The sequence below is a fragment of the Streptomyces cadmiisoli genome (assembly GCF_003261055.1).
GTDB lineage: Bacteria > Actinomycetota > Actinomycetes > Streptomycetales > Streptomycetaceae > Streptomyces > Streptomyces cadmiisoli.
On record NZ_CP030073.1, the window covers coordinates 1,719,170 to 1,731,645 of the forward strand.

Consider the following 12,476-nt stretch of genomic DNA (forward strand, 5'->3'; position numbering starts at 1 on the left):
CAGAGCCTCGTATCGGCATGAACGGAGGCCGGGTCCGGCGTGTCCGGGCGCGCTCGCGCCGCGCCGGAGCGTCCGCGCGGCGGCTGCCGCACGCCACGGCGGCGGGGCAGGTCTCGACCGCGCCGCGGGTTCCGCCCGGTCCCACGACGCGCCGGCCCGGTCCCACCTGGCCTCGGCGGCGCAACACCTCCGAAACCGGTCCCACGGCACCCCCGGCCTCGGCCGCACGACACCCGCGGGCCCGTCCCCCGGCGCCTCCGCCACCGGTCCGCGCCTGCGGTCCGCCCCCCGGCGCCCCGCGTCCAGCTCCACGGCGCCCCTGCCGCGGGCCGTCCGCTCCGCGGCGGCCGGGTTACGACACGGCCGGGCTACGACACGCGCTGGCCCTTGCCCAGCGCGATCACCCCACCCTTGGAGACGGTGTACAGCGCCGCGTCCCGGTCCGCGTTCACCCCGATCGTGGCGCCGGGCGGAACCTCGACGTTCTTGTCCAGCACGGCGCCGCGCACCACCGCGCCGCGCCCGATGTGGACGTTGTCGTGCAGGACCGACCCCTGCACCACCGCTCCCGGGTCGACCACGACCCCCGGCGAGAGCACCGACCGCATGACCTGCCCCCGGATGAGGCACCCGGCGCTGATGATCGACTCGCCGGCGATGCCGCCCGCGTTGAAGCGTGCGGGCGAGAGCTGGTTGGAGTGGGTGTAGACCGGCCAGCTGCGGTTGTAGAGATTGAAGGCCGGCCGCTCGGCGATGAGGTCCATATGGGCCTCGTAGTACGCGTCGAGGGTGCCGACGTCGCGCCAGTAGCCCCGGTCGCGGGTGGTCTCGCCGGGCACGTGGTTCTCGCCGAAGTCGTACAGGTGGGCCTCACCCCGCTCGGTGAGCTGCGGCAGGATCGAACCGCCCATGTCGTGCACGGACTTCTGGTCCTCGGCGTCCCGCTGGAGCGCCTCGAGCAGCACCTTGGTGGTGAAGACGTAGTTGCCCATGGAGGCGAGCACGCGGTCGGGATCGTCCGGCAGGCCGGACGGGTCGGCGGGCTTCTCCAGGAACCGCTCGACGGTGCTGCCGTCCGAGCCCGGGGTGATGACGCCGAAGGACGACGACTCGGAGCGCGGCACGCGGATCCCGGCCACCGTCACGCCCGCGCCGGACTCGATGTGCCGGGCGAGCATCTGCCGCGGGTCCATCCGGTACACATGGTCGGCGCCGAACACCGCGACGTACTCGGGCTGTTCGTCGTGGATCAGGTTCAGCGACTGGAGGATGGCGTCCGCGCTGCCCAGGTACCAGCGCGGGCCGAGCCGCTGCTGGGCCGGCACCGGCGTGATGTAGTTGCCGAGCAGGCTGGACATCCGCCAGGTGGTGGTGATGTGCCGGTCCAGCGAGTGCGACTTGTACTGCGTCAGGACGCAGATGCGCAGGATGTCGCCGTTGACGAGGTTGGAGAGGACGAAGTCGACGAGACGGTACATGCCGCCGAAGGTGACCGCGGGTTTCGCGCGGTCCGCGGTCAGGGGCATCAGGCGCTTGCCCTCTCCGCCCGCCAGTACGATTCCGAGCACCGAAGGTCCGCCACGACGCATGGTCGCTCCCCTCACCCTGGTTGACCCATGACTGCCCCCGGCGGGGCCGACTAAGCCTGTTCGAGGATCTCCCGTTCGAAGCCGGCCGCGCCGGACGATCCGCCTCGGGACCGGACGCGCACCGCTTCCGTCACCGGCCTCCTTCCAGGACCTGCGCATAGAGCCGGGCCGTACAGCGCGCGACCGCGTCCCAGCCGAACTCCCCCACGGCGCGCTCCCGTCCCGCCTCGCCCATGCTCCGGGCCCCCTCCGGGTCGCCCAGCACGTCGTCGAGCGCTCGGGCGAGACCCCTCTCGAAGTCGTCGTCCACCGGCACCAGTACGCCCGTCTTGCCGTCCTCGACGACCTCCGGGATGCCGCCCACCCGCGAGGCCACGACGGGGGTGCCGCAGGCCATCGCCTCCAGGTTGACGATCCCCAGCGGTTCGTACACCGAGGGGCACACGAACACGGCCGCGTGCGTGAGGAGTTGGACGACCTCCGGACGCGGCAGCATCCGCGGGATCCAGTGCACCCCGTCGCGCCCGCGGCTCAGCTCCCGGTGCAGCTCACGGAACTCGCGGTCGATCTCGGGGGTGTCGGGCGCGCCCGCGCACAGCACCACCTGTGCGGCCGGGTCGATGTCCCGGACCGCGCGCAGCAGATGGGGCACGCCCTTCTGCCGGGTGATACGGCCGACGAACAGGACGTAGGGGCGGGCCGGGTCGATGCCGATGCGGGTCAGGACGTCGGTGCCGGGGTCCGGCCGGTACAGATCGGTGTCGATGCCGTTGTGCACGACGTGGACCCGGGCCGCGTCGAGCGCGGGATAGCAGGCGAGGATGTCCGCGCGCATGGCGCCGGACACGGCGATCACGGCGTCGGCGGCCTCGATCGCGGTGCGCTCCGCCCAGCTCGACAGGGCGTACCCGCCGCCGAGTTGCTCGGCCTTCCAGGGGCGCAGCGGCTCCAGGGAGTGCGCCGTCATCACGTGCGGCACGCCGTGCAGGAGCTTGGCGACATGGCCGCCGAGGTTGGCGTACCAGGTGTGCGAGTGGACGAGTTGGCGGTCGGCCAGCGCGGCGGCCATCGAGAGGTCGACCGAGAAGGTGCGCAGTGCGTCGTTGGCGCCGTCCAGCGCGGACCAGGGCCGGTGGCGTACGACGCCGTCCGCGCGGCCCTCGCCCCAGCAGTGCACGTCGAGATCGACAAGAGATCTCAACTCCCGCGCCAGGAACTCGACATGGACCCCGGCGCCGCCATAGACGTCCGGGGGGTACTCCCGGGTCAGCAGTCCCACTCGCACCCGGAACCCCCTGTCTCAGTGGCTGGTTCCCTCATGGTCACCCAGATGCGGCGCGCGGGGAAGGGCCCGGGGGCCGGGTGAAGCAGCAGTCGCCGCACAGCCCGCCGCCGGGCACCCGGTAGTACAGGCAGCAGCTGCGGCGCCGGAACGCGGTGCCCTCCAGGGTGCCGGTTCCGGCGAGCCGGGGGCGGGCGAGGAGCTCGCCGGCCAGTGCTCGGGTCCGGGCGGCGGCCTCGGCACGGCCTGCGGCGCGCGCCCAGCGGTCCAGTTCCCGCACGGCACCCGCCAGCGCCGACGCGGCGTTGCCCCGGAGCAGACCGGACGCCAGCCCGTGACGGGTGCGCAGCAGGGCCTCGAGCGGGGCCAGATGGGCGTCGACCACGACATCCGCCACCGTCGACGCGTCCGCGGGCAGGGAACGCACCTCGGTGAGCCACAGGTCGTCGGGCGCGCCGGCGTCGGGGTCCCAGCGCAGCAGCCGCGGGTCGAGGTCCGGGATCCGGCCGTACAGCACGGCGCAGCCCAGGGCCGTGGACCACAGCCGTGCCGCGAGCCCCAGATGGGCGATCGAGGCGGCGATCCGCGCCTCGGGAGCGCGCAGGGCCGTCGCCACTTTCCGGACACGGAACCCCATGGGGTCCGCCAGGGGATCCCGGTCGTCCGCCGTGGTGCCGGCGTAGGCCCGGCCGAGGGTGGGCAGGGCCGTCGCGGGGCCGGCCGAGGGGTCCACGGTGGTGCGCAGGACGAAGAAGCCGCCGAGCGCGTTCAGGGCGGCGAGATCGGGTGCAAGGTCCACGAAGTGCAGTAGTACCAAGTCCCCTAGGGGATCGCGGCCGGGGGTACCCGTACCGGTTCACCCACCTTGGGGATGACCGGGGGCCGGTCGTACTCCATCGGCAGTAGGACGTATTGCGTGCTCAGGGACGACGACGGGAACAGCGCGAGAAGGCATTGTGTTGGCCATGGAAGAGGACCGTTCGCCGCGCCGGCCCCGGCGCTCCCGCCCCACGCAGAGGAGCAGCTCATGAGCGCCCTCGCGTTGTCCGTGCTTCTGTCCCTCGTCTCCGCCGTCGCGTACGCGGGCGGAGCGATCGTGCAGGAGCGCGTCGCGGTGTCGTCGGCGGACGGTCAGTACGCTCCGATGCGGCGGCCCGGGTGGTGGGCCGCGGTGGGCCTGAACGGCCTCGGCGGTCTGCTGCACGTGGCGGCCCTCGCCTACGGCCCGCTGAGCGTGGTCCAGCCGCTCGGCGCCCTGACGATCGTGTTCGCGCTGCCGATGGCGGCGCTGTTCGTGGGCCGCAAGGCCGGGACGACCGCCCGGCGGGGCGCCGTGATGGCGACCGTGGGCCTCGCGGGTCTGCTCTCCCTGGTCGGCACGTCCGGCTCACGGTCCCTGGACGGCGGTCAGCAGACCGCTCTCTTCGCGGCGACGGCGGGTGCCGTCGTGGCGCTGATGCTCATGGCGCGCGCGGCCCGGCACCGTCCCGTGAGCCGGGCCCTGCTGCTCGCGACCGCGTCGGGCACCGCGTTCGGGATGTCCTCGGTGTTCACCAAGACGGTCGCGGTCGACTGGACCGGCGGGGTCTCGACGGCGGACCTGCCGTCGCTGGCGGCCATCGGCGTCTTCGCCGTCGCCGGCCTGCTGCTGTCCCAGGCGTCCTACCGCGGCGCCGGTCTCGCGGCCCCGCTGGCCACGCTGACGGTGGTGAACCCGGTGGTGGCCGCCGCGGTGGGCATCACGATGTTCGGCGAGTCCTTCCGCTACGGCGCGACGGGCGCCCTGCTCGCCCTGGCCTGCGGCGTGGTGGCGGCGAGCGGCCTGGTCCTGCTGACGACCGAGCGCGTCCGGCAGTCCGAGGACCCCCGGCCGCTGCCGGAGCCCCTCACCGGGCAGCTGCCCGGCATCGCCGCCCCCGCGATCCCGTCCGGCCCCGTGCGCGAAGTCGTCGCGCTCCACGAGCACCGGCCCGTCGACGGCGCCCCGGCCGACCGCCACAAGGACGTCTTCCTGCCGAGCCCCGCCGCCCGGCAGGACACCGACGGCACGCCCGTCGACCCGGCGGGCGGCACCGCGCCGTACCACGCCTCTCTGCACGGCGCGTCCTACATCCCCTTCCCGGGGATGGACAGGCGCCGCGTCGGGGTCAGATTCTGACCCCTCCGGCCCGGAGGTACGCCACCGGGTCGACGTCCGAACCGAAGCCGGGCCCGGTCCGCACCTCGAAGTGCAGATGCGGGCCCGTGCTGTTGCCCGTGGACCCCGCCCGTCCGATGCGCTGCCCTGCGCCCACCGACTGGCCCGCCTTCACGGAGATCGCCGACAGGTGCGCGTACTGCGTGTACCGGCCGTCCGCGTGCCGGACGACCACCTCGTAGCCGAAGGAGCCGCCCCAGCCGGCGCTGACGACCCGGCCGTCCCCGACGGCCTTCACGGAGGTGCCGGTGGCCACGGGGAAGTCGACGCCGGTGTGGTAGCCCTTCGACCAGCTGGAGCCGGTCGCCCGGTAGGACGTGCCCAGGGAGCCGCTGACGGGGGCCACGAGAGCGCCGCCGCGCCGGTCACCGTCCGCCGCGGTCCGCTCCGCCTCCGCCTCCGGCTTCGGCTCGGGTCTCGGCTCGGTCCGCGTGCCCGAAGCGCTCGACGTGCTCGGCGCGGGGGCTTCGGCGGGCGCGGCCTTGCCCCGCAGGTTCAGGCGCTGGCCGGGCAGGATCAGGTCGGGGTCCGCGCCGATCGTCCTGCGGTTGCCGTCGTACAGCCGCTGCCAGCCGCCGGTGAGGCGCCGCTCCTCGGCGATGGTGGAGAGGGTGTCGCCGCGGACGACGGTGTACATCTCGACGGTGCCGGCCCGCGACTGGGGCGTGGTCTGCGGCTGCACGTCGGTGACCGAGGTCCGGGCGGTGCGGGTGGAGTCGCCGCCGGGGCGGATGTCGGGATCCTCGCCGCCGCGGGTGAGTCCGGCCCGCTCGGAGCAGACCGGCCAGGCCCCGGGCCCCTGCCCGTCGAGCACCTTCTCCGCGACGGCGATCTGCTGGTCCTTGGTGGCCAGGTCGGCGCGGGGGGCGTAGGCCGTGCCGCCGAAGGCCTCCCAGGTGGACCGGGTGAACTGGAGGCCGCCGTAGTAGCCGTTGCCGGTGTTGATGTTCCAGTCGTTGGTCGACTCGCACGCGGCGACCTTGTCCCAGGTCTCCACGTCGGCCGCCTGCGCGGCACCGGCGCCGACGAACGGGAGGGCCATTCCGGCGCCGCCCGCCGTGACGGAGAGCGAGGCGCGGTTGATCCTGTTCGGCTGATACCGGCGGTGCCGGCCGCGTACGGCCATGAAGTGCCCCCTCGACATGTGTCAGGTGGGCCAAAAGTAGGGTCAGCGAACAGGCCATGACAAGACGGCAATCAGCCGCCCGGTCAGGGCAAGTGGCGCGGAACGCACCCCCGTTGGCCGGTTCGAACACCGCCACGGTGAGGCACTTCGGCCCGTCCGTACGTACCTGGTGCCGTCGGGGCCGGACATGCGGACGGAGTAGCGGCACGTCAGGATGGCCGGGGGGTGATACTGGCGGAACGACCGGCACCGCCCTCGAACACCGGCGGTACCGACTCGCCCATCAGCACCACCGGAATACCGATCAGCACCATCGAACACGCATCGGCATCACCGATGCACGATCTAAGGGATCCACTGGACCCCCTTGAGGAGCAGGCGGAATGAGCACTTCAGCCCAGATCGGCGTCACGGGTCTCGCGGTCATGGGCCGCAACCTCGCCCGCAACTTCGCCCGCAACGGCTACACGGTCGCCGTGCACAACCGGACGCCGTCCCGGATGCACGCGCTGGTCGAGGAGTTCGGCAGCGAGGGCGAGTTCGTCGGGGCCGAGACCGCCAAGGACTTCGTGGCTGCTCTGGAGCGGCCCCGGCGCCTGGTCATCATGGTCAAGGCGGGCGAGCCGACCGACGCGGTGATCCAGGAGTTCGCCCCGCTCCTCGAACCGGGTGACATGATCATTGACGGTGGCAACGCGCACTTCGCGGACACCCGGCGCCGGGAGAAGGAGCTGCGCGAGCAGGGCATCCACTTCGTCGGCACCGGCATCTCCGGCGGTGAGGAGGGCGCGCTGCACGGGCCCAGCATCATGCCGGGCGGTTCGAAGGAGTCGTACGAGTCCCTGGGCCCCATGCTGGAGAAGATCTCCGCGAAGGCGGGCGACGGGGCGCCGTGCGTGACGCACGTGGGTCCGGACGGAGCCGGGCACTTCGTGAAGATGGTGCACAACGGCATCGAGTACGCCGACATGCAGCTGATCGGCGAGGCTTACCAGCTGCTGCGCGACGTCGCCGGGTACTCGCCCGCCGAGATCGCGGAGATCTTCCGCACCTGGAACACCGGCCGGCTCGACTCGTACCTGATCGAGATCACCGCCGAGGTGCTCTCGCACGTCGACGCGGCGACCGGCAAGCCGTTCGTGGACGTGGTGCAGGACCAGGCGGAGCAGAAGGGCACCGGCCGCTGGACCGTGCAGATCGCGCTGGACATGGGCGTGCCGGTCTCCGGGATCGCGGAGGCGGTCTTCGCCCGCTCGCTGTCCGGGCACGCCGGGCTGCGCGAGGCGTCCCGCGGGCTGGCCGGTCCGAAGGCCTCGCCGCTGGACAAGGCGGAGGCCGCGGCGTTCGCCGACCGGGTGGAGCAGGCGCTGTACGCCTCCAAGATCGTGTCGTACACCCAGGGCTTCCACGAGATCGCCGCGGGCAGCGAGCAGTACGACTGGAACGTCGACCTGGGGCGGATCGCCTCCATCTGGCGCGGCGGCTGCATCATCCGCGCGGCCTTCCTGGACCGCATCCGCGCCGCGTACGACGCCCGGCCGGACCTGCCGAGCCTGCTGTCGGACGAGACGTTCGCCCAGGAGATCGCGGCGGCCCAGGACGACTGGCGCGAGGTGCTCGTCGCCGCCACCCGGCAGGGCGTCCCGACGCCGGGCTTCTCCGCGGCCCTGGCGTACTACGACGCGCTGCGCGCCGAGCGGCTGCCGGCCGCGCTGACCCAGGGCCAGCGTGACTTCTTCGGCGCGCACACCTACCGGCGCACCGACCGCGACGGCTCGTTCCACACGCTCTGGGGCGGGGACCGCTCGGAGGTGTCGGCCTAGAGCCGGTCCGGTCCGGACGAACGGGGTGGGCGGTCCCGTGACCGCCCACCCCGTTCGTATGCCGGTCGTGCGCCGGTCCTCGGTTGATGGGCCGTGATCGCCCGGCCCGGTCGTACGGACCGGTCAGGTCAGCGGGGGCCCCGGCTCGGGGTTCGGCACCGGCTCCGGTCCCGGCGGGATCGGGGACGGGTCGGGCTCCGGGACGGGCTGCGGGCCGGGCGGCGGCGGGGCCGGGGGCGGCGCGGGTGGTTCGGGCGCCGGGCCCGGCTGCGGGGTGGGCACCGGGTCCGGGGGCTCCGGGGGAGGTCCCGGAGCGGGCCCCGGGGTGGGCCCGGGTGGTACCGGGTCGGGATACGGATTGGTCATCGTGTCCTCCGGCCAGAGGTGAACGTCCGCTCTGGACTACTCCCCGCGTACCCGGCGTACCGTGCCGCCAGTCACCCGCCGGAGCCGCTGTGTGACCAGGGCCGGCGCCGGCCGGGCTGCCGGGTCAGCACGTCGGCTGGTCCGCGCGCCGGCCGGAGGGGGGACAGATATACGGCACCGGGTGACGGGCGAGTTTGCAGGGCCACGTGCCCGACGACCAAGGCGCGAACGACCGGATCCACGTCGGACACGGTGTCCGCCCCACCGCACCGGCGGACGCGTCAGCGTGCCGACGCCGGAGCCACCGCCCGCGCCGCCGCCGCCAGACCCGGCCGAGGACTGGACAGGACCGGCACCGCGACCTGCGCGACGTGCTGTGCCGCCGCCATCGAGGCCTGGGCGAGGACGATCGAGTCGGCGTCGGTGACGGTGCGCACGGCGTCGGCCACCAGACGCACGTATCCCTCGCCGTCACCCGCCTCGAAGCGGGCCCAGGCACCCTCGACGACCAGGGTGCGCACCTCTACGGGGCGCCCGGCGCGCCGGGCCTCCTCCTCGACCAGCGACACCGTCGGGCCGAGCGTGCTGCCGAGCGCGGCGAGGACGACGACCCTGGGTCCGGCGGCCACCGCGGCGGCGGCCATCGGCCGGTCGACCCGCAGCACCGGGATCCCGGCCTCGGGACCGGCCGACTCCGCGACGCCGCCGAGGGTGGAGCAGGTGCACAGCACCGCCCGGGCACCGTCCGCGGCGGCCCGGCCGAGCACGGCCCGCACGTCGTCGGCCACCGACGACGGGCCGTCGCACCGGGCCCGGGTCAGCAGGTCCTCGTGGACGAGGTGCCGCAGTTCCAGACCCGGGTGCTCCTCGTCGCGCAGCGCGTCGAAGACCGGCACGTGGACCGGTGAGGTGTGCAGCAGTGCGAGCATGCGGACGCCCGCCCCGCTCAGAACATCTCGGGGTGGGCCGCCAGCCACGTCTTCGCCGCGCGCAGCAGCTCGGGGTCGGCCGCCGGGGCCACGTCCGGGTGACGCTCGGCCCACTTGACGACGTACGGGCACAGGGGCGCCACGGTGACGCCCTCGCGCTCGGCGATGGCGTACAGCTCGCGCGCCAGCGAACCCGCGATGCCCTTGCCCTCGTGGGCCGGCTCCACGATGGTGTGCACCGGCACCAGGGCGCGCTCGGGTGCGTCGAGGACGAAGTAGGCGATGTGGCCGACGACCTCGTCGCCGCCGAAGGCCTCCAGGCGGCCGGCCGCCCGGTCGTCGCGGATCTCGATGTCGCTCATGGGCACGCTCCTGGGTGCGAGGGTCAGGCCGACACGGCCTGGGGGCTGCGTTGCTGGTCCGAGCCGGGTACCGGCGCGGACGGGTCGGCACCCAGCGCCACGATCCGGTTGTCGCGGTCCACATGCACGACCCTCGGCTCCAGCGCCCGCGCCTCGGCGTCGGTGACCTGAGCGTAACTGATGATGATCACAAGATCGCCGGGGTGTACCAGGTGGGCCGCGGCACCGTTGATGCCGACGACACCGGATCCCCGCTCGCCCTCGATGACATAGGTCTCCAGCCGGGCGCCGTTGGTGACGTCGACGATGTGCACGAGCTCACCGGGCAGCAGATCGGCGGCGTCCAGCAGATCGGCGTCGATGGTCACGGATCCCACGTAGTGCAGGTCGGCCTGGGTGACGGTGGCGCGGTGGATCTTGGATTTGAACATTGTACGCAACATCGGGGCACTCCCACAAGTAGGCTCCCTGCCTGCGTTTTTGCAGGTCAAGGGCTGTTTCGACACCCTACAACGAGTCGCATGTTCGGGCAGCTTTCCCTGCGTTTTTGAGGACTCATGCTGACCACTTGCTGACTTTCCTGACGCCCCGTCAGTTGACTGGAGGAGGGCTTCGCCCACTCTCGCGGACCCCACCGTGGCGACGGCCCAAGCCTACGCAGCACCCCCCGAAGGACGTCCGTGATCACCGTCACGCGGACGGTCTGGATGGCAGTCAGGAGCGAAGGCGCTCGACCGGAAGCCGGACCACGCGCCGCCATGGGTCAGCTGGCACAGGCCCCTCGTATCCCGTCTCAGAGGAGGAGGCGCCCACAGCTCCATAAGTCTGAGTGGCCGAAGCAGCGCGGCAACATAGCGGCGGATCGCCGGTTAGCCAAACCGGCGATTCTCACGACCATGGCTGTGGCTCGTCCGGTGACTCCTGGCGGTGGCACAGGGCGGTTGTCAAGGACGTTTGGAATTCGACCAGAGCAGAGCGCGAACCGCTGCCGCGATCAGCTCAGGCCAGCCTCAAGGAGTCATCTTGCCCGTGGGACCGCAGTCGCACCCCGACGAGACCCGCACCGATATCGAATCGTCGCGCAGGCGCCGAAGCGTCGAGCCCGTCCTTATGGACACCTATGAGGTCGCTGCGATGCTCAATATGTCCACGAGCTGGGTCTACAGGGAGGCATCGAAACTGGGCTTGAAGGGCTACAAGCTCGGCCGAGGCAGGAATGCCAAGGTCCTGTACAAGAAGGCCGAGGTCTTCAAGTGGCTGGAACAGCAGAAGATCCATTAGAAGCGGGCAGTTTCTTGTCGGCCCCGGACTCACAGACACCCAGGAGTCGTCGACGCACCGGCTGCTGGAGATCACGGTGCCCTGACTTCCTCACGGCCGGTTTCGGCTTGCATCGCGTTGCTCGGTGTCCTGATCAGGATGAAAGCACCTCAGACTGACCTCTTGGCCGATTAGAGTGTGGCGGGCAAGAGCGCCGATCGGGTGAGGCGCGGTGGAAAGGTGAGTCGGTGCGGATGAGCGGGGTGCCCACGCGGATCGGCCGGTACACGGTGGCGCGGGAGCTCGGCTCGGGCGGGATGGGTGAGGTCTATCTCGCCTACACGCCCGCAGGTGATCCGGTCGCGGTGAAGGTGATTCGCAACGACAAGCTCGATCCGCTGACGCGTGCGCGCTTCGAGAAGGAGGCGTTGATCGCCCGCACGGTGATCGGCACGAACCGGGTGGCCCGCTTCCTGGACGCGGATCCTTACGCAGACCGGCCTTGGCTGGCCATGGAGTACGTAGCCGGTCGCACGCTGCTGGCCTGCGTGGACAGCGACGGTGTACTTCCGCTGCCGCTGGCGGCCAGCCTCGGGGCGTTGCTCGCCGAAGGCTTGTCGGCAGTCCACGCCGCGGGGTTGCTCCATCGAGACCTGAAGCCGCAGAACGTCATCCTGGGTGATGACGGCCCGATGATCATCGACTTCGGTCTGGGCGCGTTCATGGACTCCTCTCAGGAGACGCTGTCACACAGCGGCATGATCATCGGCACCGTCCGGTGCATGCCTCCGGAGCAGGCCGGCGGCCATCCACAGGTGTCACCCGCGGCAGACGTGTACGCGCTGGGCACGGTCCTGCTGTACGCGGCGGCCCGCCACTATCCGTACGACGGATCACGCTGGGAAGCAATCGCGGCACAAGTCACCAATCCCGAGATCGCTCCCGATCTCTCTGGTGTGCCTACGCCGCTGGTGCCTCTGCTGGAGTCGATGCTCGCCCACGCGCCGGAGGAGCGGCCGACTCTGCCAGCGGTCTCCGAAGCGTGCGCGAGGGTCCTCTCAGACTCCGGAGTGACACCGGCGGCTGCCCGGCTCGCGCTGATCGCCCACACCAAGGGGGGCGAGGCTCCGTCGTCCCCTGGTGAGCCGCCGACGGTGCCGTTCGAGAAGCTCATCCACGAGCAGGCTGATCTTGTCGAGAACAGTGAACCTGTGAGCCCGCTCGACGACCCGCCGCGGGCTTCACAGGCCGAAGCCGACGAACCGGAGCGGGAGCCAGAAGAGTCTGAGGTTCTCCTGCCCAAGCCGACTTTGGGGTCCGGAAGGCGGAGCGACCCTCCGAAGGCCGGCGCGGCCCGAGGACGCCCCTTGGCGTCGAAGCGGATCGCGGACGAGCTGCGCGCGTTGTATGCCGCCGATCCCGTTCTGTGACTCCTGCGTTGACAGTGCTGGGTGAGAGTCTTTGTCGGAATGGCGCGCTGGGACGGCGTAGTCCGTCGTTTGCAGGCGTGTGGGGTGTGTGCGGCCGTCGGTGGCCGCTGGT

The 12,476-nt window shown here is 72.0% G+C and carries 11 protein-coding genes; 4 read left to right on the forward strand and 7 right to left on the reverse strand.

The window, feature by feature from the left end; genetic code table 11:
* Positions 1 to 368 precede the first annotated feature (368 nt).
* The 3 genes from glgC to DN051_RS07075 form a co-directional block, all read right to left on the reverse strand.
* Positions 369 to 1,589, reverse strand: a complete 1,221-nt coding sequence (glgC, locus tag DN051_RS07065; RefSeq protein ID WP_112438263.1) for a glucose-1-phosphate adenylyltransferase — start codon at positions 1,587 to 1,589, stop codon at positions 369 to 371.
* A 130-nt stretch (positions 1,590 to 1,719) separates the two neighbouring features.
* Positions 1,720 to 2,874 carry a glycogen synthase gene (glgA, locus tag DN051_RS07070; protein WP_112438264.1) on the reverse strand — a complete coding sequence of 385 codons (1,155 nt, stop codon included), beginning with the start codon at positions 2,872 to 2,874 and terminating at the stop codon, positions 1,720 to 1,722.
* 37 nt (positions 2,875 to 2,911) lie between these two features.
* On the reverse strand, positions 2,912 to 3,670 hold the full coding sequence (locus tag DN051_RS07075; protein WP_112438265.1) for a (2Fe-2S)-binding protein: 759 nt from the start codon (positions 3,668 to 3,670) through the stop codon (positions 2,912 to 2,914).
* 228 nt (positions 3,671 to 3,898) lie between these two features.
* On the opposite strand from DN051_RS07075, the gene DN051_RS07080 reads away from it, so the two are divergent.
* Positions 3,899 to 5,029 carry a DMT family transporter gene (locus tag DN051_RS07080; RefSeq protein ID WP_112438266.1) on the forward strand — a complete coding sequence of 377 codons (1,131 nt, stop codon included), beginning with the start codon at positions 3,899 to 3,901 and terminating at the stop codon, positions 5,027 to 5,029.
* On the opposite strand, the gene DN051_RS07085 is transcribed toward DN051_RS07080, so the two are convergent.
* Entirely contained in the window at positions 5,019 to 6,194 is a 1,176-nt protein-coding gene (locus DN051_RS07085) for a transglycosylase family protein (RefSeq protein ID WP_112438267.1), read from the reverse strand. The two genes, DN051_RS07080 and DN051_RS07085, sit on opposite strands and share 11 nt — an antisense overlap.
* Before the next feature lie 383 nt (positions 6,195 to 6,577).
* Here DN051_RS07085 and gndA point away from each other — a divergent pair, with 383 nt between their 5' ends.
* The gene (gene gndA / locus DN051_RS07090; protein WP_112438268.1) at positions 6,578 to 8,017 is read left to right on the forward strand and encodes an NADP-dependent phosphogluconate dehydrogenase; all 1,440 of its coding nucleotides are present in this window, start codon (positions 6,578 to 6,580) and stop codon (positions 8,015 to 8,017) included.
* Between the two features lie 647 nt (positions 8,018 to 8,664).
* Here the strand turns inward: gndA and DN051_RS07095 are convergent.
* Genes DN051_RS07095 through panD form a run of 3 tightly spaced genes read right to left on the reverse strand, consistent with a single transcriptional unit; the run spans position 8,665 to position 10,117 of the window.
* Positions 8,665 to 9,312, reverse strand: coding sequence for an aspartate/glutamate racemase family protein (locus DN051_RS07095; RefSeq protein ID WP_112438269.1), 648 nt, complete (start codon positions 9,310 to 9,312; stop codon positions 8,665 to 8,667).
* A 17-nt stretch (positions 9,313 to 9,329) separates the two neighbouring features.
* The gene (locus DN051_RS07100; protein WP_112438270.1) at positions 9,330 to 9,674 is read right to left on the reverse strand and encodes a GNAT family N-acetyltransferase; all 345 of its coding nucleotides are present in this window, start codon (positions 9,672 to 9,674) and stop codon (positions 9,330 to 9,332) included.
* Positions 9,675 to 9,697: 23 nt separating this feature from the next.
* The gene (gene panD / locus DN051_RS07105; protein WP_053762555.1) at positions 9,698 to 10,117 is read right to left on the reverse strand and encodes an aspartate 1-decarboxylase; all 420 of its coding nucleotides are present in this window, start codon (positions 10,115 to 10,117) and stop codon (positions 9,698 to 9,700) included.
* A 700-nt stretch (positions 10,118 to 10,817) separates the two neighbouring features.
* Here panD and DN051_RS46390 point away from each other — a divergent pair.
* Together DN051_RS46390 and DN051_RS07115 are read left to right on the forward strand one after the other, a co-directional pair.
* Complete coding sequence (locus tag DN051_RS46390; RefSeq protein ID WP_246040940.1) at positions 10,818 to 10,955, forward strand: hypothetical protein; 138 nt, start codon at positions 10,818 to 10,820, stop codon at positions 10,953 to 10,955.
* 233 nt (positions 10,956 to 11,188) lie between these two features.
* Positions 11,189 to 12,364: a serine/threonine-protein kinase gene (locus DN051_RS07115; RefSeq protein WP_112438272.1), complete on the forward strand. Its 1,176-nt coding sequence runs from the start codon at positions 11,189 to 11,191 to the stop codon at positions 12,362 to 12,364.
* Positions 12,365 to 12,476: the final 112 nt, after the last annotated feature.